Genomic DNA, 24,840 nt, shown 5'->3' with positions numbered 1-24,840 from the left:
CTTTGCACATTTCGCTCATTTTCCCGCTTCGCCCTGCGGGGTAAAATTGACGACAAAATCGAACATTGAAGGGTAAAAAATGAGCAACATCCTGATTATCAACGGCGCGAAAAAATTCGGCCACTCCAACGGTCAGCTGAATGACACCCTGACCGAGGTCGCGGATGGCTATCTGCGCGACGCCGGGCATGATGTTAAAATCGTTCGTGCCGATAGCGATTACGACGTCAAACAAGAAGTGCAGAATTTCCTGTGGGCCGACGTGGTTATCTGGCAAATGCCAGGCTGGTGGATGGGCGCGCCGTGGACCGTGAAGAAATACATTGATGATGTCTTCACCGAAGGCCACAGCTCGCTGTATGCCAGCGACGGACGTACCCGCTCCGACGCCAGCAAGAAATATGGCTCCGGCGGTTTAATCCAGGGCAAACAGTATATGCTCTCCCTGACCTGGAACGCACCGATGGAAGCCTTTACCGATAAAGACCAGTTCTTCCATGGCGTCGGCGTTGATGGTGTTTATCTGCCGTTCCATAAAGCTAACCAGTTCCTCGGCATGACCGCCCTGCCGACGTTTATCGCCAACGACGTCATTAAACTGCCTGATGTTCCGCATTACATCGCAGAATATCGCAAGCATCTGGCGCAAATTTTTGGTTAACTAAAGCTCTACCTACAGAAGGAGTTGAGTTAATCATGTTGACAGTGATCGCAGAAATTCGCACCCGCCCTGGCCAGCACCATCGTCAGGCCGTGCTTGAGCAGTTTGCTAAAATTACCCCTGTCGTTTTGCAGGAAGAAGGTTGCCACGGCTATGCGCCGCTGGTAGACCACGCGGCAGGCGTAAGTTTTCAGAGCACCTCCCCGGATTCCATCGTCATGGTTGAGCAGTGGGAAAGCGTTGCCCATCTTGAAGCGCACCTGCAAACGCCGCACATGAAAGCCTACGGTGAAGCGGTGAAAGGCGACGTGCTGGACACCACTATTCGGATCCTGCAGTCCGGTATTTAAGCGCTGGCGAAGCCGGGAAGGTCATCCGGCGACGCGAAGAGAAATACTGAAGAGAAGTGCTGAAGAGAAGTACAACAGCCATGCCTCAGAACTGGCGGCAGCGCCAGTTCTGATAACACCACCGGTCAGGCTTCCAGATCCGCCATATCCCCTTTTTCCTGCAGCCAGTTACGGCGATCTTCCGAACGCTTCTTGGCTAACAGCATATCCATCATCGCCGTCGTCTGCTGCTCATCTTCATCGCTGATAATCAGCTGCACCAGGCGGCGGGTATTCGGATCAAGCGTGGTTTCACGCAGCTGCATCGGGTTCATTTCGCCCAGCCCTTTAAAGCGCTGGACGTTTGGTTTGCCCTTCTTGCGTTTCAGCTGCTCCAGCACTCCGGCTTTTTCTTCCTCGGTCAAGGCGTAGTACACCTCTTTACCGAGGTCGATGCGGTATAACGGCGGCAGCGCGACATGCACGTGGCCGTGTTTCACCAGCGTGCGGAAGTGCTTCACAAACAGGGCGCACAGCAGCGTGGCAATGTGCAGACCATCGGAGTCGGCATCCGCCAGGATGCAGATTTTGCCGTAACGCAGCTGGCTTAAATCGTCGCTGTCCGGATCGATACCGATCGCCACCGAAATATCGTGGACTTCCTGCGACGCCAGCACCTCATCGGAAGAGACTTCCCAGGTATTCAGAATTTTGCCTTTCAGCGGCATGATCGCCTGATATTCACGATCGCGCGCCTGCTTGGCTGACCCGCCTGCCGAGTCCCCTTCGACGAGGAACAGCTCGGTGCGATTCAGATCCTGAGCGGTACAGTCCGCCAGCTTGCCCGGCAGCGCGGGGCCGCTGGTCAGCTTTTTACGCACCACTTTTTTGGCCGCGCGCATCCGGCGCTGGGCGCTGGAGATCGCCATTTCGGCCAGCAGCTCAGCCGCCTGGACGTTCTGATTGAGCCACAGGCTGAAGGCGTCTTTCACCACGCCGGAGACAAAGGCCGCGCACTGGCGCGAAGAGAGACGCTCTTTGGTCTGGCCGGCGAACTGCGGATCCTGCATTTTCACCGACAGCACGTAGGCGCAGCGATCCCAGATATCTTCCGCCGACAGCTTCACGCCGCGCGGCAGGATATTGCGGTATTCACAGAACTCACGCATGGCTTCGAGCAGCCCCTGACGCAGGCCGTTCACATGGGTCCCGCCCTGCATGGTTGGGATCAGGTTGACGTAGCTTTCCGTCAGCAGCTCGCCGCCTTCCGGCAGCCACAGCAGCGCCCAGTCAACCGCTTCGGTTTCCCCGGAGAAGTTGCCGACAAACGGTTTTTCCGGCAGCAGCGGCAGGCCGTTCACCGCTTCGCACAGGTAGTCCGTCAGGCCGTCCTGGTAACACCAGCGCTGCTCGCTGTTATTGACCTGATCGCGGAACACGATCTCAACGCCCGGGCAGAGTACCGCCTTGGCTTTCAGCACGTGCGTCAAGCGCGTTACGGAGAATCGCGGGCTGTCAAAGAAGCTTTCATCAGGCCAGAAATGCACGCTGGTCCCGGTATTGCGTTTGCCGCAGGTCCCGGTGACGTGGAGATCTTCGACTTTATCGCCGTTCTCGAAGGCGATGCTGTAGACCTGACCATCACGACGCACGTTCACTTCAACGCGTTTCGACAAGGCGTTGACCACCGAAATCCCCACCCCATGCAAACCACCGGAGAACTGGTAGCTCTTATTGGAGAATTTACCGCCCGCATGCAGCCGGCAGAGGATCAGTTCAACGGCCGGAACCCCTTCTTCCGGGTGGATATCAACCGGCATTCCGCGCCCGTCGTCGATCACTTCCAGCGATTGATCGGCATGAAGAATGACCTCCACGCGTTTCGCGTGGCCGGCCAGTGCTTCATCCACACTGTTATCAATAACTTCCTGACCGAGATGGTTAGGACGTGTTGTGTCAGTGTACATCCCCGGACGGCGGCGAACCGGCTCAAGCCCGGTGAGGACCTCAATGGCATCAGCGTTATATGAAGATTGCGTCATGGTGTGTATTCGTAGGTGATCCAGGGCTGCTTAACGCAGACCCAGAAAATCGATAATCTGAGTGAAATGATCTTCAAAGCCGACAAATGCGTGGTTGCCGCCCTCTTCGACCGTCTGCCGGCATAAAGCGTAATAAGCAACGGCCTGGCGGTAATCAAGCACTTCATCGCCCGTTTGCTGCAGCAGCCAGAGTAAATCGGGCGCTTCCAGTGGGTCGATTTGCATGACTTTGAGATCGTAAATATGGCGAGACTCTAGCACATATTGCTGCCCGGTGTACGGATTCTCATTGAGGCCAAGGAAATTGTTCAGCAGTTCAAAAGGGCGTACCGCCGGGTTAACCACCACGGTTGGCAGCATAAAACACTGCGATAGCCAGGTGGCGTAGTAGCCCCCGAGGGAAGAGCCGACAACCCCCAGCGGTTCCCCGCCGTGTTCCAGCACTATCGCCTCAAGTAACTCTGCGGCTTCGGCCGGATAGGCAGGCAGTTCCGGCACCACCATGTTTATTTCAGGAAAGGTCTGCGCCAGCCACTCCTTCAGCACCGTCGCTTTTGCCGACCGCGGTGAACTGTTAAAACCGTGCAGATAAAGGAGCGTAGCCATCAGTATCCTTCTGAAGCAATATCCGGGTGAAACTTCACGCCCTTAAGGCGACAGACTTCGGTGGTCAACGTCCCATCGGCATGGAGATCCAGCCAGCGCCAGCCGGGGGAAATCGTGTCCAGCGTAAAATTGGCGCAGTGGGGCTTGAACTGTACGCAGGTTGATGGGGTCGCCATCATCCGCCGTCCGTTCCAGTTGAGATCCAGTTCCTGATGAATATGGCCGCAGAGCAGATGCTTCACCCGTGGAAAAGCGGTCAGTGCGCGGTCCAGCGCGCCGGCGTTGCGCAGGCTGTGTTGATCCAGCCAGCTGCAGCCCGAAGGAAGCGGGTGGTGATGCAACAGCAGTAACGTGTATCGCTCAGGTTCTTCTGCCAGGCGCTGCTCCAACCATTCCAGCTGAAAGTCGCTCAGTTCGCCGTGGGGCACGCCGAAGACCTGGCTATCCAGCAACAATATTTGCCAGTGCTGGCCCAGTAAAACCCGTTTAGCCGGGGAGATGCCGGACTCCTGCAGCGTACTGTACATCGCAGGCTGGAAGTCATGATTGCCCGGCAGCCAGACGCAGGGCACGGCAAAACTCGCGATACCTTCAGCAAAGTGCTGATAGGCCGCGGCTGAATGATCCTGCGCCAAATCGCCTGTTGCCACAATCAGATCGCATTCACGCTGTGAAGCATGGATGGCATCCAGCACGGCCTGGTAGCTTTCCCAGGTATTGATGCCTAACAGCGTTTCATGTTTTTCAGCAAACAGGTGAGTATCAGTAATTTGTAATATCCTGACTCTGGTCTCACCAGCCAGAGGCAGATTTAACAGGCTTTCCAAATGGTGTCCTTAGGTTTCACGACGCTAACAAACCGGAATCGCCATCGCTCCATGTGCTAAACAGTATCTCAGCCAGTCCGCCAGGAACTGATTAATTTGATGCTTTTCGTCGCGTTGATGCAACTTTTTATTAGGATAATCATACTTTGCTTTGAAGCGAAAGATCTGCTGAGTCGAACACACTTCAGCCACCATCGCATCATGATAAAGACGCACCGTCATCGACGGTAAACTCCAGTAGCTTACCGCTGGCGCCGTCTGTTCAATCGTGACTAATGTAGTGTAGCGAGTCGATTCGATGATAGTGAGTCGATACTGCGCATTACCCACCTGATAACCCGCGACATCGCCAGCCGTATCGGTTCGAGGCAACAGGCGGCGCAGCTGAGCAAAATTGGTTTCGCACAGGCGCATCATTTCCGGGAAGTCAGGTGTATAACGCTTCATTTTGTCCACTCGTTACGTAAATGGTGATAATGCAATTGCAGCCATTGCAAGGCGATGACAGAGGCCGCGTTGTCGATTTTCCCCTCTTCTACCCACTGATAAGCCTGCTCCCGGCTTACCACATGCACCCGGATGTCTTCGTTTTCTTCCGCCAGGCCGTGAATCCCTTTTGCTGTCGTCGCATCGACTTCACCGACCAGAATCGACAGTCGTTCGCTGGTGCCGCCGGGGCTGGCCAGATAACTCAGCACCGGTTTTGTCCGCCCGACTTCCAGCCCGGCTTCTTCTACCGCTTCACGCCGGGCAACATCTTCAGGGGATTCGCCCTCTTCAATCATACCGGCGACCATCTCAAGCAACCACGGGCTTTTGCTGGTATCATACGCCGCAATGCGAATCTGCTCGACCAGCACAACCTCATCGCGTATCGGGTCAAAGGGTAGCAAGACTGCGGCATGCCCGCGCTCAAAAATTTCGCGCGTCACCTCTCCGCTCATCTCGCCGTTAAACAGACGGTGGCGAAAACGGTACAAGTCCAGCGAAAAAAAACCACGATAAAGCGTTTCGCGTGCAATAATTTCTACATCGTTTTTAGAGAAGGTATTTCCTTGCTGATTGGGCTTGCTCATAGTCTCTGTCCTGCGAATCCGAAATGAAGGATTTATAAGCCGTTTGGCTACCGTTTTACAGTCTGTATGTTAGATTGGTGCAAATTACCGCCCGATGGCACGTAACGCCAACTTTTTACCGCGGCAGAGTCGATACAATCAGCAGATAACTTTAAAATTTGGGCTGCACTTTATGCTTCACAACAAGGAATGCAAATGAAGAAACTTCTCCCCATCCTCATCGGCCTTGGCCTGACTGGCTTCAGCGCCATGAGCCAGGCAGAGAACCTGATGCAGGTTTATCAGCAGGCGCGCGTCAGCAACCCTGACCTGCGTAAATCAGCAGCCGATCGTGATGCTGCATTCGAAAAGATCAACGAAGCACGTAGCCCGTTACTGCCTCAGCTCGGTCTGGGTGCTGATTATACCTATACCAATGGCTACCGCGACAGCAACGGCGTGAACTCTAATGTCACCAGTGGTTCGCTGCAGTTAACACAAACGTTGTTTGATATGTCGAAATGGCGCGCCCTGACGCTGCAGGAAAAAGCAGCTGGTATTCAGGATGTGACCTATCAGACCGATCAGCAAACGCTGATTCTGAACACCGCTACGGCCTATTTTAACGTCCTGAGCGCGATTGATACGCTGTCCTACACCGAAGCGCAGAAACAGGCTATCTACCGTCAGTTAGATCAAACCACCCAACGCTTTAACGTGGGCCTGGTGGCGATCACCGACGTGCAGAACGCCCGTTCACAATACGATTCAGTGCTGGCTAACGAAGTCACTGCACGCAACGACCTCGATAACGCGGTAGAATCGCTGCGTCAGGTTACCGGCAACTACTATCCGGAACTGGCATCGCTGAACGTTGACGGCTTTAAGACCAACAAGCCGCAGACCGTGAACGCGCTGCTGAAGGAAGCGGAAAACCGTAACCTGTCGCTGCTGCAGGCACGTCTGAACCAGGATCTTGCGCGCGAACAAATTCGCCAGGCACAAGACGGCCATATGCCGACACTGGATTTGACCGCATCGACCGGGGTATCCAACACCTCCTACAGCGGTTCCAAAACCCACAACAGCCAGTATGACGACAACGACGCCGGGCAGAACAAAGTCGGCCTGAGCTTCTCGCTGCCGCTGTATCAGGGCGGGATGGTGAACTCGCAGGTCAAACAGGCGCAATACAACTTTGTTGGCGCCAGCGAACAGCTGGAAAGCTCGCATCGTAGCGTCGTACAGACCGTCCGCTCTTCCTTTAACAACATCAATGCCTCTATCAGCAGCATCAACGCCTATAAACAGGCGGTGGTCTCTGCTCAGAGCTCCCTTGATGCCATGGAAGCCGGTTATTCGGTCGGTACGCGTACCATCGTCGACGTGTTGGATGCAACCACCACGCTGTATAACGCCAAGCAACAGCTCTCCAGCGCGCGTTATAACTACCTGATTAACCAGCTGAACATTAAATCTGCGCTCGGTACGCTGAACGAGCAGGATCTGGTGGCACTGAACAACACGCTGGGTAAACCAGTAGCAACATCGCCAGACAGCGTGGCGCCGGAAACTCCGCAGCAGGATGCCAACGCAGACGGTTACAGCAGCAATGCGGCACCGGCGGCGACCCCGACATCAACCACCCGCACGACAAAAACCAGCGGCACCAATCCTTTCCGTCAGTAATCGCCCCGGTACGATAGCGCTTCGCTTAACGAATTCAGCTAAGCGAAGCGCTAAACGTAAGGCAACGTAAAGATCCCCTGCTTTCCCCTCCTTTCCGCCCCTATTCGCTTCATTTTCCACCACTCATCCTCTATCCTGAGCGTTAACAAAATGCCATACCACTGGGTCCTGGAAGACAAATATGAAACGGACAAAAAATATCAATCATGCCTCGTTCCGTAAAAGCTGGAGCGCACGTCATCTGACGCCAGTCGCCCTTGCCGTTACGGCCGTATTTATGCTTGCCGGTTGTGAAAAAACCGACGAGACGGTTTCTCTCTATCAAAACGCCGACGACTGCTCTACCGCCAACCCGGGCAAGAGCGCAGAGTGCACCACCGCGTTCAACAACGCGCAGCAGGAAGCGGTACGTACCGCACCGAAATACGCCACGCGTGAAGATTGCGTCGCGGAATTCGGTGAAGGCCAGTGCCAGCAGACGCCAGCTCAGGCGGGCGTAGCTCCAGAAAACCAGGCCCAGGCGCAAAGCAGCGGCAGCTTCTGGATGCCGTTGATGGCCGGCTACATGATGGGCCGAATGATGGGCGGCGGTATGGGCGCGCAGCAGCCGCTGTTCAGCTCGAAAAACCCGGCCAGCCCGGCCTACGGTCAATACACCGATGCCGGTGGTAAGAGCTACGGCGCCGCGCAACCGGGCCGGACAATGAACGTGCCGAAGACGGCAATGGCGCCTAAACCGGCGACCACCAGCACCGTAACGCGCGGTGGGTTTGGTGAGTCGGTGGCAAAACAATCCACCATGCAGCGTAGCGCTGCGGGCACGACCTCGACTAAACGCTCAATGGGCGGCTAAACACCATGGAAAGAATCAGCATCACGGAGCGCCCGGACTGGCGTGAAAAGGCGACGGAATACGGCTTTAACTTTCATACCATGTATGGCGAGCCCTACTGGAGCGAAGAAGCCTATTACAAACTGACGCTGGCCCAGGTTGAAACGCTCGAAAACGTCACCGCCGAGCTGCATCAAATGTGCCTGCAGGCAGTGGAAAAAGTCATCGCCAGCGATGAGCTGATGGCCAAATTCCGTATCCCGAAACATACCTGGGGCTTCGTGCGCCAGTCGTGGAAAACCAACCAGCCGTCGCTGTACTCGCGTCTCGATCTGGCGTGGGACGGTGTCGGTGCGCCAAAGCTGCTGGAGAACAACGCCGATACCCCGACTTCGCTGTATGAAGCCGCGTTCTTTCAGTGGATCTGGCTGGAAGATCAGATCAACGCTGGGCAGCTGCCGGAAGGCAGCGACCAGTTCAACAGCCTGCAGGAAAAACTGATTGAGCGCTTTGGCCAGCTGCGCGAGCAGTTTGGCTTCCAGCTGCTGCATATGGCCTGCTGTCGCGATACCGAAGAAGATCGCGGCACCGTCCAGTATCTGCAGGACTGCGCGGCGGAAGCCGGCGTCGCCACCGAGTTTCTGTATATCGAAGATATCGGCCTCGGCGAAAAGGGTCAGTTTACCGACCTGCAGGATCAGGTGATTGGCAATCTGTTCAAGCTCTACCCGTGGGAATACATGTTGCGCGAGATGTTCTCCACCAAGCTGGAAGATGCTGGCGTACGCTGGCTGGAACCGGCCTGGAAGAGCATCATCTCTAACAAAGCGCTGCTTCCGCTGCTGTGGGAAATGTTCCCTAACCACCCGAACCTGCTGGCGGCTTACTTCAGCGAAGATGCGCACCCGGAGATGGAGAAGTACGTCATCAAACCGATCTTCTCCCGCGAAGGTGCCAACGTGTCGATCGTCGAGAACGGCAAAGTGCTGGAGGCCGTAGAAGGCCCGTACGGTGAAGAAGGTACGATCGTGCAGGAGTTCTATCCGCTGCCGAAATTTGGCGACAGCTATACGCTGATCGGCAGCTGGCTGATCAACGACCAGCCCGCCGGGATCGGCGTGCGCGAAGATCGGGCGCTGATCACTCAGGATCTGTCCCGCTTCTACCCGCATATTTTCGTCGAGTAAACCTCACCCCGGCAGCGCAAAATGGTTGCCGGGGTGATTTATTGCCGCCGCCGTTACGCCCCAATCAGCACAGACAGCATACTCAGCGATCCCATCTCAATACCGTCTACCGGAATAGAAATCGGCTCTTCGCCGTCCCAGGTGCCCAGCACATAGAGCAGCGGCAGGAAGTGTTCCGCCGTCGGGTTTGAGAGCGAGCCACCTTCATGCGCCAGATAGTTCACCAGCGGATGTTCAGCCACCGGTCCTTTCCAGCTGAGGTTGGTTTTCACGTAATCGTTGAAGGACTCCGCCCACGGGTATGGCGTGTTCTCGCCGTGCCAGCGTGCGGTTCTCAGGTTATGGACTACGTTACCGCTCGCCACCAGCATGATGCCTTCATCACGCAGCGCCGTCAGCTTACGCCCCATCTCCAGATGCCAGGCCGCCGGTTTGGTGCTGTCGATACTCAGCTGCACCATCGGGATATCCGCATCGGGGTACATTTTAATCAGGACGCCCCATGAGCCGTGATCGAAGCCCCAGGCCTCTTTATCCAGCGTGACGGGAACCGGCGCCAGCAGCTCAACCAGGCGCTGCGCCAGCGCCGGGGAACCAGGAGCCGGATAATGCGTATCGTACAGCGCCTGCGGGAAGCCGCCAAAATCGTGGATCGTTTTCGGCGTTTCCATGGCCGTCACCCCGGTGCCGCGCGTAAACCAGTGCGCAGAAACCACCACGATCGCTTTTGGACGCGGCAATGTGTCGCCCAGCTGGCGCCAGGTACGGGTATAAATATTGTCTTCCAGCACGTTCATCGGGCTGCCGTGGCCTAAAAACAACGCTGGCATTCGGGTACGGGACATGGTGATATCCTTAATAACTAGAGAGGAATTGTGATGCCTTCACATTACGCGTTTTTGCGTCAGGAATAACTCAGATAAGCATGATGATGATCGTCAGAAAATTTGAATGTATACCCTCAATACTTCGAGTTGCAGGAAGGCCAACGCTGATGCAACTTGAAGTATGACGGATATAATTCGCTGTAAAAGGGCACTTCACCCTCTCGCCGTACTCTGACAATTTCGATATTATTAATGATAATCATTATCAAAGGAGGGGAATGATGTCGTCACCCTTAATATTGACGCTACTGGCCGGGAGCGCGACGTTCATCGGTGCTATTTTTGGCGTCCTGGGTCAGAAACCGTCTAATCGCCTGCTGGGATTCTCCCTCGGATTTGCCGCCGGGATCATGTTGCTGATCTCGCTGATGGAGATGCTACCCGCGGCGCTGAACGCCGAAGGGATGTCGCCGCTGCTCGGTTACGGTATGTTTGTCATCGGCCTGCTGGGCTACTTTGCGCTCGACCATCTGCTACCGCACGCCCATCCGCAGGACCTGATGTCACCCGGTATCGCACGGCCGCGTAATCTACGCCGTACCGCGATTTTGTTGACCCTCGGTATCAGCCTGCATAACTTCCCGGAGGGGATTGCCACCTTTGTGACCGCCAGCAACAACCTCGAGCTGGGTATGGGCATCGCGCTGGCCGTCGCGTTACATAATATTCCTGAGGGGCTGGCGGTTGCCGGCCCGGTGTATGCCGCAACCGGTTCGCGTTCTAAAGCCGTGCTGTGGGCCGGGCTGTCCGGACTGGCGGAAATCCTCGGCGGTGTGCTGGCGTGGCTGATCCTTGGCAGTCTGGTGTCGCCGGTCGTGATGGGCGCTATTATGGCCGCCGTTGCCGGCATTATGGTGGCGCTCTCGGTCGATGAGCTGATGCCGCTGGCAAAAGAGATCGATCCCCAGAGCAACCCCAGCTATGGCGTGCTGTGCGGGATGTCGGTGATGGGATTAAGTCTGGTTGCCCTGCAGGCTATGGGAATCGGCTGACCTGAAAACAACAAAGCCCACGCAAGCGTGGGCTTTGAGATGACGTCCGTCGTTATCAGCTGGCTTTACGCTCATGCTCACGACGGTAGGCCACCAGGTCTTCGATGGTGACAACGGCCATATTTTGTTTCTGAGCAAAGGCGATGCACTCTGGCGCACGCGCCATGGAGCCGTCGTCGTTTGTCAGTTCGCACAGGACACCCGCCGGCTTGAAGCCCGCCAGGGTCACCAGATCGATGGTCGCTTCAGTATGACCGCCACGGGTCAATACGCCGCCCGGCTGCGCGCGCAGCGGGAAAACGTGGCCCGGACGATTCAGGTCGGAAGGTTTTGCGCCGTCGGCAATGGCCGCACGCACGGTGGTCACACGGTCAGCGGCGGACACGCCGGTGGTGACGCCTTCAGCGGCTTCAATGGTCACGGTAAAGCCGGTGCCATAGGCGCTGGTGTTGTTTTCCACCATCATCGGCAGGTCAAGCTGCTTACGGCGTTCGTCGGTCAGGCACAGGCAGACAATGCCGCTGCCGTGACGAATGGTCAGCGCCATCTGCTCAACGGTCATGGTTTCGGCGGCGAAAATCATGTCGCCTTCGTTTTCACGGTCTTCATCATCAAGCACCATCACACCGCGGCCTTCGCGCAGTGCATTTAAAGCGTGTTCCACACGTTCAAAAGCGGTACCAAAAGAGGAAAGGAGCGTCTGATTCATGGTAAATAAACCTCATTAAAATTATGGTTACCAGAATCAGGGCAGTCTTAGGAGTGCCGGTTAAGCGGCAAAAGTCAACGCAAGCGGATCGCAATCCGGCTGAGCCGTTACTCTCTCCCATCCGGACTCTAACCGTCGGCCCCGGAATTACACCGGATCTGCTGACCTTTCTGCTTTCGCAAAAAGCGCTCGCGGGCTTTCAACGCATGGTTGATTTACCGCCGGTGGGGAATTTCGCCCCGCCCTGAGAATAAGCGAAGTAACTATAACGCTATTGATTATCATCGGCAACGTATAAGCTTCAAACATTTCTGGTTTATAGCGCCCGCCGTTCGCACTACAATAAGCGACAAATCGACCAGAGCAGGAAACCACCATGATTGACCCGAAAAAAATTGAACAAATCGCCCGCCAGGTCCATGAGTCAATGCCGAAAGGCCTGCGCGATCTTGGGGATGATGTGGAGAAGAAAATCCGCCAGGTCCTCCAGTCGCAGCTGACCCGTCTGGATCTGGTTGGCCGCGAAGAGTTTGATGTACAGACTCAGGTATTGCTGCGCACCCGCGAGAAACTGGCTTTACTGGAACAGCGTATCAGCGATCTGGAAAGCCGCTCGGCGGCCCCGGACGTCGAAGAGAAGCCGTAAAAAATAACGGGCCCGCTGCGGCCCGTTATTGCTTCAGAGCCTACCCTGGTAGGCGTACATTGTTGCCTGGCCCTGGGCCGTGCTCTTAGTGTTCAACTTCCGACGCAACCTCTTCATCGACCTGACGGCAGTAGAGTTCATACCGTTGACAAAACCATTCACGATGTTCCTCATCCATATTGCCGACAATGGCCTGGAGATCAACGCTATGGCCTTGTGCGCGCATTCTGGCAAAACTCAGCGCCAGAAAATCAAAGTTCTTCATTGAATACAGTTCGTGATGATTCATCCGCATACTCCTTCAACCGTGAGTGTTCTGTTAGGTCATATGCTGTTTACTGACTTCAGTATTTATACTTACGCTACCGCTTTCTGTACGAAAAATGCGCCTGAATAGATTATTTATTGCGCTGAATCATTTCTCTCATGATTAAATAAAAAAAAGCCCACGATCTCGCGATCGCAGGCCTTTTCAACGGGCTTATTCCTTACGCCGCCGGCCGTTTTACCGGCACTTCGGCGTCAGTCATTACTTCCCGCTATCTTTCTGAATCTTCCTGATGATATTGGTGGTTGAGCAGCCATCTTCAAAGTTGAGCACCAGCACCTCGCCGCCGTTGGCCCAGACTTCCTCGCTGCCGGCAATCTCATCCGGCTTATAATCACCGCCTTTCACCAGCAGATCCGGCAGGATCCCGGCGATCAGGCGCTGCGGGGTATCCTCTTCAAACGAGACCACCCAGTCCACGGCTTCCAGCGCGCCCAGCACGATCATGCGCTGCTCCAGCGGGTTAACCGGTCGGGTCTCGCCCTTCAGACGTTTGGTCGATGCATCGCTGTTAACCGCCACAATCAGGCGATCGCCCAGCTTGCGCGCATTGGCCAAATACGACACGTGACCGGCATGCAGAATGTCAAACACCCCGTTGGTCATGACCACTTTCTCACCGCGCTTACGTGCCGCCGCTACCGCCTGCTTCAGCTCGTCTTCGTTCATCACCCCGAACCCGGTCTCGGCACGCCCGCGGACCGCGTTTTCCAGCTCGATAGGCGATACGGTAGAGGTCCCCAGTTTGCCGACCACCACGCCCGCCGCCGCGTTGGCGAAGTAGCAGGCCTCTTCCAGGGTGTTGCCGGAGGCAAGCGTCGCCGCCAGCACGCCGATCACCGTATCACCGGCGCCGGTCACGTCATACACTTCCTGTGCCTGAGTCGGCATATGCAGCGGCGGACGGCCCGGCTGCAGCAGCGTCATCCCCTGCTCAGAGCGGGTCACCAGCAACGCGGACAGCTCGAAATCAGCAATGATTTTCAGGCCACGTTCGACAATCTCCGCTTCGTCTTTGCATTTGCCCGCCACCGCTTCAAATTCAGAGAGGTTCGGCGTCAGCAGCGTGGCGCCGCGATAACGTTCAAAATCGGTGCCTTTCGGATCAATCAGTACCGGCACGCCGGCATCACGTGCCAGCTTAATCATGGTCTGAACGCTGGTCAGCGCGCCTTTGGCGTAGTCAGACAGCACCAGCGCCCCGATGGTCCCCAACGCCTGCTGAATACGCTCATGCATCGGCTGTGGGTCAACGCCAGAGAATCCTTCTTCGAAATCAAGGCGGATCAGCTGCTGGTTACGCGACAGCACGCGCAGCTTGGTGATGGTCGGGTGCGTCGGCACGGAGACGAAATCACACTTCACATTGACGTCAGCCAGCGCTTTGCTCAACGCCCGCGCAGCATCATCAATGCCGGTGAGCCCGACCAGACGGGAGGTCGCGCCGAGGGAGGCGATATTCATTGCCACGTTTGCTGCGCCGCCAGGACGTTCCTCAATATTTTCCACTTTCACCACCGGTACCGGGGCTTCAGGGGAAATACGGCTGGTGGGACCATACCAGTAGCGGTCCAGCATCACATCGCCAACCACCAACACTCCTGCACGTTCAAACTCCGGCAGCGTTACTTTCATGACTCTCTCCTGCGAGATGCAAACTTTGCGCGCGATAATAGCACACCCGGTTTTTTAGTTAATCCATCAACCACTTCTGCCAGCTGGTGCTCACCTGCTCGCGCTCGTGGGTAAAGGCATCAGGGGCGACATTGCCCGGCAGTTCCTGCAGGGCCAGATGATGCAGCGCATCACGCAGCGTGGTGTAGGCGTGGGTCAACGCCCGAGCTTCGCCTTCATCCATAATGTCGTTTTGTGCCAGCAGTTCCAGAATGCGCACGTTATCCGACCAGCGCGTCAGCTTCGGTTTTTCATGCGCATAGCGTAGGACCAGATACTGGGTGATAAATTCAATGTCGGTAATGCCTCCGGCATCGGCTTTAATATCAAAGCGGTCGCGCTGCTTATTCCCGAGGTGGGCGCGCATCTTCTCGCGCATTTCCCGCACCTCGGTCTGCAGCGTCGCCCCGTCGCGCAGCGTGCTGAGAATATCGCGACGGATGGTATCAAACTGCTCCTGCAACGCCGGGTCGCCATAGACCACCCGAGCGCGCACCAGCGCCTGATGCTCCCAGGTCCAGGCCTCATTTTTCTGATAATCGGCGAAAGAATCGGCGGTGGTAACCAGCATGCCGGCAGCGCCGGAAGGGCGTAAGCGAGCGTCCACTTCGTAGAGAATGCCCGACGATGTGCGGGTGCTGAACAGGTGCATGATGCGCTGGGCCAGGCGCAAATAGAACTGGCGGCCATCGATTTCACGCTCGCCATCGGTCATCACTTCAACCGGGCAGTCATGGAGGAACACCAGATCGAGATCAGAACTGTAACCCAGCTCCCAGCCTCCCAGTTTGCCGTAGCCGACAACCGCAAAACCACGTCCCTGGCGGTCATGCAGATGGGTTGGCTGACCATAACGCGCCACCATCTGCATCCAGGCCTGCTGTACCACCGCATCAATCATCGCTTCAGCCAGCCAGGTTAAGTGATCGCTCACTTTCATCACCGGCAGCGTTCCGGCGATATCGGCAGCGGCAATATGCAGCAATTGCGCCTGCTTAAACTGGCGCAGCGCTTCCAGCTGTTGCTCTTCATCCTCTTCCGGCACGCGCAGCAGATACTGGCGCAGCTCATCGCGGTAGGCATCGGTAGCCGTCGGTTGATAGAGGGTGTGAGGATCCAGCAGCTCATCCAGCAGCAGCGGGTGGCGCGCCAGCTGGCTGGCCACCATCGGCGAAGCGGCACAGAGGCTGATTAAGTGCTTCAGCGCGCCGGGGAATTCACTGAGCAGCTCAAGGTAGGTGGTGCGGGTGACGATGCCGGTCAACAGCGGGGTAATGCGCGCCAGCGGTACCGGCGCATCGGTGCGGGAACACACTTCGCTGAGCAGATGCGGCATTAGCTGATCCAGCACCTGACGCCCGCGCGGGCCGATGGTGCGCTTATCCAGCTCTTTGCGGAAATCGGCAATCAGCGCCAGCACGCTGCGGCGATCGCTATCCTCAAGATGGGCCAGCGCCGGGCTGGTGTCGTCTTCTTCCAGCGCATCCTGCCACAGCTCGCGCCAGTACTCTTCCAGTTGCTCATCCGGTGACTGGGCTTCGTCATCGCCAATCAGCTCGTTAAACACCTGGCGCACGTTGGCCATTTTTTCCGCCAGCCGCGTACTGAGCGTCTCCCAGTCATCAGCCTGCATCCCCCACGCCAGACGGGCGCGGTTGAGATCGTCCTGTGGCAGCGTTTGCGTCTGCTCGTCATTGATACTTTGCAGCAGGTTTTCCAGGCGCCGCAGGAACAGATAGGCTTCGCGCAGCCGGGTGGCGTCGCCTTCCGGCAGCAAATGCAGCTCTTCAATGGCGGCCAGCGTCGGAAGCAAGGCCCGGAGCTGCAGCGCCGGTTCGCGCCCGCCGCGGATCAGCTGGAAGACCTGGACGATAAATTCGATTTCGCGGATGCCGCCAGCGCCGAGCTTTATATTGTCCTTCAGCCCACGACGGCGGACTTCACGGGCAATCATCCCTTTCATATTGCGCAGCGACTGGATCACGCTGAAGTCGATATAGCGACGGAAGACAAACGGCCGCAGCATGGCGCGCAGCTCGTTGGCGTAAGTCCCTTCGTTATCGCCCATGATCCGCGCTTTGACCATCGCATAGCGCTCCCAGTCGCGCCCCTGCTCCTGATAATAATCTTCCAGCGCGGCAAAGCTCAGCACCAGCGGCCCGCTGTCGCCAAAGGGACGCAGGCGCATATCGACGCGGTAGACAAAGCCATCCTGCGTCGGCTGGTCGAGCACTTTAATCAGTCGCTGTCCCAGGCGGGTAAAGAACTGGGCATTATCCAGCTCCCGACGCCCGCCGAGGGCGGAGCCATGCTCCGGCCAGGCAAAAATCAGGTCGATATCCGACGAGAAGTTAAGCTCGCCGCCGCCCAGTTTGCCCATCCCGAGAATCAGCAGCGGCTGAGGCTTGCCTTGGGCATTCGATGGCGTCCCCCACTCTTTGCAGCAGGCGCTATACAGCCAGTCGCGGGCGGCAACGATTAACGTCTCGGCCAGCGCGCTTAGCTGCTGCAAACTGCTCTCTTCGCTGACCAACAGCAGCGCCTGGGCCCAGGCGATGCGCACCATAATACGGCGGCGGAACAGGCGCAGCTCGCGCATCAGCGCCGCTTCGTCGTTAGCCTCAGCCAGCGCCGCCTGTAGCCACTCGGCATAGTGTCGCCACTCTTCCGCGCTGGGCGGGGCGCTTTCCAGCTCCGCCAGCCACTGCGGCTGGGCCACCAGGCTTTGCTCGACGAAATCGCTGAACGCCATCACCGACTGCGCCTGTGGGCTTAATGTCGATACTGGAAAATCCGCTGGCAGGCGGTCCACAACCGTCTGCCAGTGCTGCTGTAACTGCGAAGAAAGCGGCATTATAGGGGTCTCCCTGGCCTGAAATTATCGTTTGCCACTATGCAGCCAGAATGGCTCTGCGGCCAGCGCCTGGCGGCGGAAATAATCGATGACGCTGCGATCCCGGTGTTCTATGGCACGACGCACTTCCAGCCAGTTCTCCAGCCAGGCGGCGGCAGCGGCGGCATAGGCGCCGGCCAGCAGTTGAATGCTGTCGATGTCACGGGTGAGGCGCGGCAGCTGGCCTTCATAGTCGTCCCCCAGGGTTTGCTGGAACGCATTTTTTAATTCGGCAGCCGCGCGCGATAGCTGGATATCGGCAAAGCGTTTAAACGAGCCGGCGATTTTCTTCTGCGCACCCTCATTTAACGATTCACGCCAGCCGCGGTTCACCAGCCATTCGGTCAGCGTGAGTTTGGCGCTGACCGTGGCAATGCTAAACACCGCCGATGGGTCTTTTCCGGCCTCTACCAGCGCCGCTTCAGCCACGTTGAGCGCTTCACGCAACGAGGCGGTAGCCTTACGCGGCACAATTCCGCCAAACAGCACCAGCGCGTGACGAACCCGCGCGATGGCCCGCAGAATTTCGGTTTTGGCCGCCGGATTGCCGCGGCTCCAGACCTCATCATGATAGAGCCAGTGCGCCAGCGCGTTTTCCAGCGCCGCTTCCAGCCCCTGCTCAACGCTGGCTTTTGCCGCGACCTGCACAACCCCGAACGCCGTGACCGGGCGCTCAGCGTTGCCCTGGGCCAGATGGTAGCCGCGGGCGGCTTTGCTCAGGCTCCCCTGCCGCAGTACGCCGGTTTCCAGCAGACGACGGGCCAGCGTCAGCACATCTTCCGTCTTGCCGGAGAGCAGCTCCAGTTCCAGTTCGCCGATCGTTTCCTGATGGTCAGCGGTCTTCACTTCCCCGCGATCGAGGGCGATTTCAATCTGGCTTTCACCTTCACTGACCACCCATTTTTCACGCTCAAAATCGGTGCTGAACAGCGGCTGCACGCCTTGTACAAGCTCAGCAGGCAGCTCCCCCTGCGGCCAGACTTCGGCAGGAAGGCGCTCCAGCGCCAGCTCGGGACCGTCCAGCGGGATATTGTATTCCGGACGCTGATGCAATCCGCCCACCACCCGGCCGGCAATTTTCAGGGTCATTTCGTAACGACCGCTGTCGCCGCGAACCCGCAGCCCCATATCATGACGACGCAACCAGTTATCCGCGGTTTCATAATAAATATTGAGCAACTGGCCCGCAGGCGTATGTTGGGCATTGAGCGTGTTAAGGTGCTGACGCAGTGCTTCTACGCCATTGTCGGAGACGATAAATTTTAATTCGATTTCTTGAGTCATGACTGAATTCTTCCGCTTCTGTGCTCTGCCGGGAAAATACGGCGAACTAATGCCGATATTTTTTGTCAGTAGATAGTATTTTGCGGCGATTCGCCATGCAATGCACATTGCGCATTTTGCCGGGCCACCCTTTGGATGTTTCCGATTGTGGCAGAAAACTTTGCGTCGCTATGGCGATGCCACTACTATCGTTCACCTTTTTATGACTTAACGATGACCTGATGCCAAAATTACGCCTTATTACTTTTGTTGTGCTGGCGCTTAGCGCCGCGACGGCGGTTCATGCAGAAGAAAAACGCTATGTTTCTGATGAACTGAACACCTGGGTTCGTACGGGTCCTGGCGATAATTATCGTCTTCAGGGCACCATCAACGCTGGGGAAGAAGTCTCTCTGCTGCAAACCAATGACAGCACCAATTATGCACAGATCCGCGACGGCAATGGCCGTACCGCCTGGATTCCGCTGAAAGAGCTGAGCACCGAGCCCAGCCTGCGTACCCGCGTGCCGGATCTGGAAAATCAGGTGAAAACCCTGACCGACAAGCTGAATAACATCGATACCACCTGGAACCAGCGCACTGCCGACATGCAGAAAAAAGTCGCGGGCAGCGATAACGTCATCAACGCGCTGAAAGACGAGAACCAAAAGCTGAAAAATGAGCTGGTTGTCGCCCAGAAGAAGGTCAATGCCGCCAATCTCCAGCTGGATGACAAACAGCGCACCATTATTATGCAGTGGTTTATGTACGGCGGTGGCGTGCTGGGTATCGGCCTGCTGCTCGGTCTCGTGTTGCCTCATCTGGTTCCGAGCCGTAAACGTAAAGACCGGTGGATGAACTAATTCGTCTTCTCTGCCAGACTTACGTATCATCTTGCACAAAGCAGATACGGGAGAGCAGGGCGTGAAGATTTATTTGGTCGGTGGTGCGGTTCGGGATGCATTATTAGGGCTACCGGTCAAAGATAAAGATTGGGTTGTCGTGGGCGCGACGCCTGAGCAACTGCTTGACGCGGGCTACCAGCAGGTAGGCCGCGATTTTCCCGTGTTTCTGCATCCGCAAAGCCGGGAAGAGTACGCGCTGGCGCGTACCGAGCGGAAATCCGGCTCGGGCTACACCGGCTTCACCTGCTATGCCGCCCCGGATGTCACTCTCGAGCAAGATCTGCTGCGCCGTGACCTGACGGTCAATGCGCTGGCCCAGGACGCTGACGGCCAGATTATCGACCCCTACGGCGGTCAGTCCGACCTGCACCTGCGCCTGCTGCGCCATGTATCCCCGGCATTCAGTGAAGATCCGCTACGCGTTTTACGCGTGGCGCGCTTTGCGGCGCGTTATGCCCACCTTGGTTTTCGCATTGCCGATGAGACCCTGGCGCTGATGCGCGAGATGGCCGACGCTGGCGAACTGGCCCACCTGACGCCCGAGCGGGTGTGGAAAGAGACCGAAAACGCCCTCAGCACCCGCAATCCGCAGGTGTTCTTCCAGACCTTACGCGATTGCCATGCGCTCGGCGTGCTGTTCCCGGAGATCGACGCGCTGTACGGCGTACCCGCCCCGGCAAAATGGCACCCGGAAATCGACACCGGCCTGCATACCCTGATGACCCTGACGATGGCGGCAATGCTGTCGCCGGACGTTGACGTGCGTTTTGCGACCCTGTGCCACGACCTTGGCAAAGGGCTGACGCCGAAGGCGCTGTGGCCACGCCACCACGGCCACGGCCCGGCGGGTGTTAAGCTGGTGGAGCAACTCTGCGCCCGTCTGCGTGTGCCAAACGATATTCGCGATCTGGCGAAGCTGGTTGCCGAGTTCCACGACCTGATCCACACCCTGCCAATCCTGCAGCCCAAAACGCTGATTAAGCTGTTCGACAATATCGACGCCTGGCGCAAGCCGCAGCGCGTCAGGCAAATTGCACTAACCAGCGAGGCCGATGTTCGCGGACGCACCGGGTTTGAAGCCTGCGATTACCCGCAGGGGCGTTTGCTGCTTGAAGCCTGGGATGTCGCCCAGTCGGTGTCGACCAAAGAGGTGGTCGCGCTGGGGCTTAAAGGGCCGGAGATTCGTGAAGAACTGACGCGACGCCGGATTCTGGCCGTCGCGCAGTGGAAGGAACAACGCTGCCCTCAGCCGCAAGACTGAGGGCCAGGTTTACCCTGTGCTTAGTGCTTAGAAGAACACCACGTAGACCACTGCCGCGACGATAAAGCGGTAGATGGCGAACGGGATAAACGAGATACGTTTAATCAGCTGCAGGAAGGTTTTAATCGCGATCAGCGCCACGATGAACGCCATGATAAACCCAACGGCAAACATCGGAATGTCGCTCACGCTGAGGAAACCGATGCTCTTATACAGATCCAGCACGGTGGCGCCCATCATCATCGGCACGGCCAGCAGGAAAGAGAACTCTGATGCCGCATAACGGCTGACGCCCATCAGCATCCCACCGGAAATGGTCGCCCCTGAACGGGAGAAGCCCGGCCACAGCGCCAGACACTGGAAACAGCCAATCGCAAACGCCTGACGATAGGTCATATCATCGATGCCCACGGCGCGCGGTTGCTTCGGTTTAAACACTTCCGCGGCGATCAGCAGTACGCCACCCACCACCAGCGCATACATCACGTTGATCGGGTTAAACAGCGATTTGATCATATCGTGGAAGACCAGCCCCAGCACCACCGCCGGAATCATCCCCAACAGAATATGAATCAGCGATAAGCGCCCGCTTCCCTGCCCTTCATGCACCGGCGGTTTGCCGAAATGAATACCGATCAAGCCAAACAGACGACGCCAGAACATCACGACAACCGCCAGGATAGAACCTAACTGAATGACCACCTCAAAAGTATTCGCGGTATCACCTTCAAAACCCAGAAGATGACCGACGATAATCATATGCCCGGTACTGGAAACCGGTAAAAACTCCGTTAACCCTTCAACCACACCCAATATTGCCGCCACCAGCAGCGAGTGTATATCGCTCATCCCATAAACCCTTTAACAGTAAAATGAAAAAACCAGATACGCTGAACCCTTCCATCAGGTGATATTGATGCGGCCAGTTTGGACACGGACGGCGCGGGAAATCGGAGCGTACACGGAGTCCGCTCAAATTTCGAGTCTTCTCCTGTCGTCCATCACAATAACGTATCCCGATAACCGCCAGCTATGACCGGTATAAACACCCTTTGTTTAATCAATATGACCTGAAAAGTTTTATTTCAGATTAAGGCCATGCCCGATTATGCCCGACTGCGCTCGATAATCACCCCGACATTGGCTGCCCGGGCCACCGCACCTGGCTTGCTGACTTTGATCCGCACCCACGGCGACGGGAATTTTTCCAGCAGCAGATCGGCAATCTCTTCCGCTACCCGCTCGACCAGCGCAAAGCGCCCTCCCTCAACGTGCCCCACCACCAGCTCGCTGATGTCGGCGTAGCTCAGGCAATCGCTGACATCGTCGCTGCTCGCCGCTTTACGGTTGTCCCAGGCCATTTCGATATCGAACACCAGTTTCTGTTCAATGGTCTGTTCCCAGTCATAAACCCCGATAGTGGTGATTACCGAAAGTTGCTCTATAAATACAATATCCATCACGACCTGCCTGCTTTTTGGCTAAACCGGATACCACTTCCGGCGAATTATGCGTATTATCCACAGATGCAAAGACATCCCCAAAATAATTCGCATAGCAGGAACTCCGCGGCGGTACACGCGGTCTGGCTCGACGTTTCAGGCGGCCTGCGTCTGAACGAGAACCACCGGTGCGCCGGCGACGCGAAGGGTAAAGGGGACAAAATGACATTTTCAAAATGGAACAGCTGATGAGTGCAATCGCGCCTGGACTGGTTATCCTTGCCTACCTCTGCGGCTCAATTTCCAGCGCCATTCTGGTGTGTCGTCTCGCTGGCCTGCCCGACCCTCGCGATAGCGGCTCAGGCAATCCTGGGGCGACTAACGTGCTACGAATTGGCGGCAAAGGAGCAGCCGTAACGGTTCTGATTTTTGACGTGCTCAAAGGCATGCTTCCCGTGTGGGGTGCCTGGGCGCTCGGCCTGACGCCGTTCTGGCTGGGCCTGGTCGCGATTGCGGCCTGCGTGGGCCATATCTGGCCGGTGTTCTTTCATTTTCGCGGCGGTAAAGGTGTCGCCACCGCGTTTGGTGCAATTGCCCCTATCGGCTGGGATCTGACCGGCGTGATGGCCGGCACCTGGTTGCTGACCATCCTGCTGAGCGGCTACTCGTCGCTTGGGGCTATCGTCAGCGCGCTGATTGCCCCCTTCTATGTCTGGTGGTTCAAACCGCAGTATACCTTCCCGGTATCGATGCTCTCGTGCCTGATTCTACTGCGCCACCACGACAATATTCAGCGCTTGTGGCGCCGCCAGGAAAGCAAAATCTGGGGCCGCCTGAAGAAGAACAAAAAAAAGCCAGAGCAGAAATAATCTCGCCCCCGGTTACCGTTGCCGGGCGGCGTTAGCCCCGACAATCTCACAGAATTGCCCTGTTTTACCGCCAATCATCCTGATTCGCCACCTCGCCGAAGATAATCCTTTCACAACAATCAGTTAGTTATGTCTTATAACCAAATGTGATTTATTCCCGCCTGTAGCGCTGTTTACTCTGATCCTCCTGAACAGACATCACAGAACACCATCATGACAGACGTAATTAATGCCGCTCCGGTCACCGCGACCGGCTCGCCTGGCGGGGAAGTCCAATGGATACGCGGCGCCGCCGATGTATCCCGGTTAATTAATGAAGGCAGCAGCGGGCGCAACAATGCGCGTATTGTCATCGGCATCGCCCTTGGCGGGATTTTCCTTGATGCTTACGATCTTGGCTCCCTCGCCTTCGGCCTGAAAGATATTACCCGCGAGTTCAACCTGACCCCGGCGGGCACCGGGATGGTGGCATCCGCCATCACCTTCGGGGCTATCGTTGGCGCGTTGATCGGGGGTTACCTGACCGATAAAATCGGCCGCTATCGGGTTTTTATGGCCGATATGCTGTTCTTTGTGGTGGCCGCTATCGCCTGTGCGCTGGCGCCCAATGAATATGTCCTGACCGCCGCCCGCTTTGTGATGGGGCTTGGGGTCGGGATCGACCTGCCGGTGGCGATGGCCTTCCTCAGCGAGTTCGCGAAGCTCAAAGGGCCGGGCAACAAAGCCTCCAGCGTCGCCATGTGGTGCCCGACCTGGTATGCCGCCATCAGCATCTCGTATCTGCTGGTGCTCTTTTTCTACGCCGTGCTGCCGGACAGCCACAGCGACTGGCTATGGCGCATCATTCTCGGCTTCGGCGCCGTCCCCGCGCTGGTGATCATCGCGATTCGTAGCCGCTACATGAGCGAATCCCCGGTGTGGGCCGCCAATCAGGGCAACCTGCGCGAAGCGGCCTCCATTTTGCGCCAGGCCTATAACATTAATGCCCATGTGGCCCAGGAGGCGCTGGATAACCCTGCGCCGGTGGTGAAAAAGGCCCAGTGGAGTAACTATTTACGTCTGTTCCAGGGCGTCTATCTGCGGCGTACCACCCTGGCAACGCTGCTGTCGGTAGTCTCCTCCTTTGCCTATAACGCCGTGGCTTTCGGCCTGCCGGTCATTATCTCCAGCTTCTTTGTCCAGTCGATGCTGACCACCATTCTGATCTCGCTGGCGCTGAATCTGCTGTTTGCGTTCGTTGGTGGCCTGCTGGCCGTGCGGCTGGTCCCGCGCTTAGGCGCGTGGAGGATGTCGCTGGCCGGTTACAGCTGCCAGCTGACGGCGCTGCTCGGCCTGGCGCTGGTTGGCCGCCCGGAAGGTGTCGGTGAAGGGATCGCGGCGGTCGCCATGCTGGCCCTGTTCCTTTTTGGTCAGGGCTTTGGCCCCGGCGCGCACACCATGACCTTTGCATCTCTGAGCTACCCGACTTCGCTGCGCGGCGTCGGGGTTGGCCTCAACCAGACCCTGATGCGCAGCAGCTCTACTCTGTCGCTGTTCCTGTTCCCGCTGCTGGTTGCGGCGCTGGATACTCAGGTATTCTGGGTTATCGCCGCCGCGCCGCTGATTGGCCTGCTGTCGCTGCTTGCCATTCGCTGGGAGCCTTCGGGCTACGACATTGACGCCGAGGATTACCAGGCGCCATAACCAGCCTCTGAACAGCCGTCGCGCAGGCGGCTGTTTTCCCGCGTTTCATTCATAAGCTTT

Annotated in this window: 24 protein-coding genes and 1 riboswitch; of the genes, 11 read left to right on the top strand and 13 right to left on the bottom strand. The window is 57.1% G+C overall.

Annotation, left to right across the window (positions count from 1 at the left end):
- The first annotated feature begins 79 nt into the window (after window positions 1-79).
- Entirely contained in the window at window positions 80-661 is a 582-nt protein-coding gene (locus tag HF679_RS21960; RefSeq protein ID WP_123756447.1) for an NAD(P)H-dependent oxidoreductase, read from the top strand.
- Between the two features lie 35 nt (window positions 662-696).
- On the top strand, window positions 697-1,011 hold the full coding sequence (locus HF679_RS21955) for a putative quinol monooxygenase (RefSeq protein ID WP_123756446.1): 315 nt from the start codon (window positions 697-699) through the stop codon (window positions 1,009-1,011).
- A 125-nt stretch (window positions 1,012-1,136) separates the two neighbouring features.
- Here the strand turns inward: HF679_RS21955 and parE are convergent, their stop codons facing one another.
- Genes parE through nudF form a run of 5 tightly spaced genes read right to left on the bottom strand, consistent with a single transcriptional unit; the run spans window position 1,137 to window position 5,541 of the window.
- On the bottom strand, window positions 1,137-3,032 hold the full coding sequence (gene parE / locus HF679_RS21950) for a DNA topoisomerase IV subunit B (RefSeq protein ID WP_123756445.1): 1,896 nt from the start codon (window positions 3,030-3,032) through the stop codon (window positions 1,137-1,139).
- Window positions 3,033-3,062: 30 nt separating this feature from the next.
- Window positions 3,063-3,638 (bottom strand): esterase YqiA, encoded by a 576-nt coding sequence (gene yqiA / locus HF679_RS21945; protein ID WP_187042375.1) that lies wholly within the window; start codon window positions 3,636-3,638, stop codon window positions 3,063-3,065.
- Window positions 3,638-4,465, bottom strand: coding sequence for a 3',5'-cyclic-AMP phosphodiesterase (cpdA, locus tag HF679_RS21940; protein WP_123756443.1), 828 nt, complete (start codon window positions 4,463-4,465; stop codon window positions 3,638-3,640). The genes yqiA and cpdA overlap by 1 nt, the downstream gene beginning before the upstream one ends.
- Window positions 4,466-4,489: 24 nt before the next feature.
- On the bottom strand, window positions 4,490-4,912 hold the full coding sequence (locus tag HF679_RS21935; protein WP_123756442.1) for a DUF1249 family protein: 423 nt from the start codon (window positions 4,910-4,912) through the stop codon (window positions 4,490-4,492).
- A complete protein-coding gene (gene nudF / locus HF679_RS21930; protein ID WP_187042374.1) occupies window positions 4,909-5,541 on the bottom strand; it encodes an ADP-ribose diphosphatase in 633 nt (210 codons plus the stop codon). Before nudF ends, HF679_RS21935 begins: the two co-directional genes overlap by 4 nt.
- Window positions 5,542-5,736: 195 nt before the next feature.
- Between nudF and tolC the strand changes: the two genes are divergently transcribed.
- From tolC to HF679_RS21915, 3 genes are all read left to right on the top strand, one after another.
- Window positions 5,737-7,209 (top strand): outer membrane channel protein TolC, encoded by a 1,473-nt coding sequence (tolC, locus tag HF679_RS21925; protein WP_187042373.1) that lies wholly within the window; start codon window positions 5,737-5,739, stop codon window positions 7,207-7,209.
- Between the two features lie 181 nt (window positions 7,210-7,390).
- Window positions 7,391-8,062, top strand: coding sequence for a DUF1190 family protein (locus HF679_RS21920; RefSeq protein ID WP_123756439.1), 672 nt, complete (start codon window positions 7,391-7,393; stop codon window positions 8,060-8,062).
- A 5-nt stretch (window positions 8,063-8,067) separates the two neighbouring features.
- Window positions 8,068-9,228: a glutathionylspermidine synthase family protein gene (locus HF679_RS21915; protein ID WP_123756438.1), complete on the top strand. Its 1,161-nt coding sequence runs from the start codon at window positions 8,068-8,070 to the stop codon at window positions 9,226-9,228.
- A 53-nt stretch (window positions 9,229-9,281) separates the two neighbouring features.
- Here the strand turns inward: HF679_RS21915 and ygiD are convergent, their stop codons facing one another.
- Window positions 9,282-10,073 carry a 4,5-DOPA dioxygenase extradiol gene (ygiD, locus tag HF679_RS21910; protein ID WP_123756437.1) on the bottom strand — a complete coding sequence of 264 codons (792 nt, stop codon included), beginning with the start codon at window positions 10,071-10,073 and terminating at the stop codon, window positions 9,282-9,284.
- A gap of 263 nt (window positions 10,074-10,336) precedes the next feature.
- Between ygiD and zupT the strand changes: the two genes are divergently transcribed.
- On the top strand, window positions 10,337-11,107 hold the full coding sequence (gene zupT / locus HF679_RS21905) for a zinc transporter ZupT (RefSeq protein WP_123756436.1): 771 nt from the start codon (window positions 10,337-10,339) through the stop codon (window positions 11,105-11,107).
- Between the two features lie 55 nt (window positions 11,108-11,162).
- On the opposite strand, the gene ribB is transcribed toward zupT, so the two are convergent.
- Entirely contained in the window at window positions 11,163-11,816 is a 654-nt protein-coding gene (gene ribB / locus HF679_RS21900; RefSeq protein WP_154144088.1) for a 3,4-dihydroxy-2-butanone-4-phosphate synthase, read from the bottom strand.
- Between the two features lie 105 nt (window positions 11,817-11,921).
- Window positions 11,922-12,072: riboswitch (FMN riboswitch) on the bottom strand.
- 120 nt (window positions 12,073-12,192) lie between these two features.
- Here ribB and ubiK point away from each other — a divergent pair.
- Window positions 12,193-12,462 carry a ubiquinone biosynthesis accessory factor UbiK gene (gene ubiK / locus HF679_RS21895; RefSeq protein WP_123756434.1) on the top strand — a complete coding sequence of 90 codons (270 nt, stop codon included), beginning with the start codon at window positions 12,193-12,195 and terminating at the stop codon, window positions 12,460-12,462.
- An 85-nt stretch (window positions 12,463-12,547) separates the two neighbouring features.
- On the opposite strand, the gene glgS is transcribed toward ubiK, so the two are convergent.
- The 4 genes from glgS to HF679_RS21875 form a co-directional block, all read right to left on the bottom strand.
- Complete coding sequence (glgS, locus tag HF679_RS21890) at window positions 12,548-12,751, bottom strand: cell surface composition regulator GlgS (protein WP_123756433.1); 204 nt, start codon at window positions 12,749-12,751, stop codon at window positions 12,548-12,550.
- 240 nt (window positions 12,752-12,991) lie between these two features.
- Complete coding sequence (hldE, locus tag HF679_RS21885) at window positions 12,992-14,425, bottom strand: bifunctional D-glycero-beta-D-manno-heptose-7-phosphate kinase/D-glycero-beta-D-manno-heptose 1-phosphate adenylyltransferase HldE (RefSeq protein ID WP_123756432.1); 1,434 nt, start codon at window positions 14,423-14,425, stop codon at window positions 12,992-12,994.
- Between the two features lie 58 nt (window positions 14,426-14,483).
- Window positions 14,484-17,321: a bifunctional [glutamate--ammonia ligase]-adenylyl-L-tyrosine phosphorylase/[glutamate--ammonia-ligase] adenylyltransferase gene (gene glnE / locus HF679_RS21880; protein ID WP_187043077.1), complete on the bottom strand. Its 2,838-nt coding sequence runs from the start codon at window positions 17,319-17,321 to the stop codon at window positions 14,484-14,486.
- Between the two features lie 21 nt (window positions 17,322-17,342).
- Complete coding sequence (locus HF679_RS21875) at window positions 17,343-18,641, bottom strand: inorganic triphosphatase (RefSeq protein WP_187042372.1); 1,299 nt, start codon at window positions 18,639-18,641, stop codon at window positions 17,343-17,345.
- A gap of 221 nt (window positions 18,642-18,862) precedes the next feature.
- Between HF679_RS21875 and HF679_RS21870 the strand changes: the two genes are divergently transcribed.
- Window positions 18,863-19,483: a TIGR04211 family SH3 domain-containing protein gene (locus tag HF679_RS21870; protein ID WP_123756429.1), complete on the top strand. Its 621-nt coding sequence runs from the start codon at window positions 18,863-18,865 to the stop codon at window positions 19,481-19,483.
- 61 nt (window positions 19,484-19,544) lie between these two features.
- Window positions 19,545-20,786 (top strand): multifunctional CCA addition/repair protein, encoded by a 1,242-nt coding sequence (locus HF679_RS21865; RefSeq protein WP_123756428.1) that lies wholly within the window; start codon window positions 19,545-19,547, stop codon window positions 20,784-20,786.
- 27 nt (window positions 20,787-20,813) lie between these two features.
- On the opposite strand, the gene bacA is transcribed toward HF679_RS21865, so the two are convergent.
- A complete protein-coding gene (gene bacA / locus HF679_RS21860) occupies window positions 20,814-21,635 on the bottom strand; it encodes an undecaprenyl-diphosphate phosphatase (RefSeq protein WP_123756427.1) in 822 nt (273 codons plus the stop codon).
- A gap of 257 nt (window positions 21,636-21,892) precedes the next feature.
- On the bottom strand, window positions 21,893-22,246 hold the full coding sequence (folB, locus tag HF679_RS21855) for a bifunctional dihydroneopterin aldolase/7,8-dihydroneopterin epimerase (protein WP_123756426.1): 354 nt from the start codon (window positions 22,244-22,246) through the stop codon (window positions 21,893-21,895).
- Window positions 22,247-22,476: 230 nt separating this feature from the next.
- Between folB and plsY the strand changes: the two genes are divergently transcribed.
- Together plsY and HF679_RS21845 are read left to right on the top strand one after the other, a co-directional pair.
- Complete coding sequence (plsY, locus tag HF679_RS21850; protein WP_123756931.1) at window positions 22,477-23,097, top strand: glycerol-3-phosphate 1-O-acyltransferase PlsY; 621 nt, start codon at window positions 22,477-22,479, stop codon at window positions 23,095-23,097.
- 213 nt (window positions 23,098-23,310) lie between these two features.
- A complete protein-coding gene (locus HF679_RS21845; RefSeq protein ID WP_123756425.1) occupies window positions 23,311-24,780 on the top strand; it encodes an MFS transporter in 1,470 nt (489 codons plus the stop codon).
- The last annotated feature ends 60 nt before the right edge of the window (window positions 24,781-24,840 follow it).

The sequence above is a fragment of the Enterobacter sp. JUb54 genome (assembly GCF_014298075.1).
GTDB classification, from domain to species: Bacteria; Pseudomonadota; Gammaproteobacteria; order Enterobacterales; family Enterobacteriaceae; genus Klebsiella; species Klebsiella lignicola.
The sequence above is the reverse complement of the archived record's forward strand: the minus strand, read 5'-3'. Positions and strand labels throughout refer to the sequence as shown.

Bases quoted from the DNA above. Each gene is read 5' to 3' on its own strand.
- bacA (WP_123756427.1), bottom strand. From the start codon at position 21,635: ATGAGCGATATACACTCGCTGCTGGTGGCGGCAATATTGGGTGTGGTT.
- ribB (WP_154144088.1), bottom strand. From the start codon at position 11,816: ATGAATCAGACGCTCCTTTCCTCTTTTGGTACCGCTTTTGAACGTGTG.
- HF679_RS21875 (WP_187042372.1), bottom strand. From the start codon at position 18,641: ATGACTCAAGAAATCGAATTAAAATTTATCGTCTCCGACAATGGCGTA.
- tolC (WP_187042373.1), top strand. From the start codon at position 5,737: ATGAAGAAACTTCTCCCCATCCTCATCGGCCTTGGCCTGACTGGCTTC.
- HF679_RS21870 (WP_123756429.1), top strand. From the start codon at position 18,863: ATGCCAAAATTACGCCTTATTACTTTTGTTGTGCTGGCGCTTAGCGCC.
- ygiD (WP_123756437.1), bottom strand. From the start codon at position 10,073: ATGTCCCGTACCCGAATGCCAGCGTTGTTTTTAGGCCACGGCAGCCCG.
- HF679_RS21845 (WP_123756425.1), top strand. From the start codon at position 23,311: ATGACAGACGTAATTAATGCCGCTCCGGTCACCGCGACCGGCTCGCCT.
- parE (WP_123756445.1), bottom strand. From the start codon at position 3,032: ATGACGCAATCTTCATATAACGCTGATGCCATTGAGGTCCTCACCGGG.
- nudF (WP_187042374.1), bottom strand. From the start codon at position 5,541: ATGAGCAAGCCCAATCAGCAAGGAAATACCTTCTCTAAAAACGATGTA.
- zupT (WP_123756436.1), top strand. From the start codon at position 10,337: ATGTCGTCACCCTTAATATTGACGCTACTGGCCGGGAGCGCGACGTTC.
- folB (WP_123756426.1), bottom strand. From the start codon at position 22,246: ATGGATATTGTATTTATAGAGCAACTTTCGGTAATCACCACTATCGGG.
- HF679_RS21935 (WP_123756442.1), bottom strand. From the start codon at position 4,912: ATGAAGCGTTATACACCTGACTTCCCGGAAATGATGCGCCTGTGCGAA.
- plsY (WP_123756931.1), top strand. From the start codon at position 22,477: ATGAGTGCAATCGCGCCTGGACTGGTTATCCTTGCCTACCTCTGCGGC.
- HF679_RS21920 (WP_123756439.1), top strand. From the start codon at position 7,391: ATGAAACGGACAAAAAATATCAATCATGCCTCGTTCCGTAAAAGCTGG.
- HF679_RS21955 (WP_123756446.1), top strand. From the start codon at position 697: ATGTTGACAGTGATCGCAGAAATTCGCACCCGCCCTGGCCAGCACCAT.
- HF679_RS21915 (WP_123756438.1), top strand. From the start codon at position 8,068: ATGGAAAGAATCAGCATCACGGAGCGCCCGGACTGGCGTGAAAAGGCG.
- yqiA (WP_187042375.1), bottom strand. From the start codon at position 3,638: ATGGCTACGCTCCTTTATCTGCACGGTTTTAACAGTTCACCGCGGTCG.
- glgS (WP_123756433.1), bottom strand. From the start codon at position 12,751: ATGAATCATCACGAACTGTATTCAATGAAGAACTTTGATTTTCTGGCG.
- ubiK (WP_123756434.1), top strand. From the start codon at position 12,193: ATGATTGACCCGAAAAAAATTGAACAAATCGCCCGCCAGGTCCATGAG.
- hldE (WP_123756432.1), bottom strand. From the start codon at position 14,425: ATGAAAGTAACGCTGCCGGAGTTTGAACGTGCAGGAGTGTTGGTGGTT.
- HF679_RS21960 (WP_123756447.1), top strand. From the start codon at position 80: ATGAGCAACATCCTGATTATCAACGGCGCGAAAAAATTCGGCCACTCC.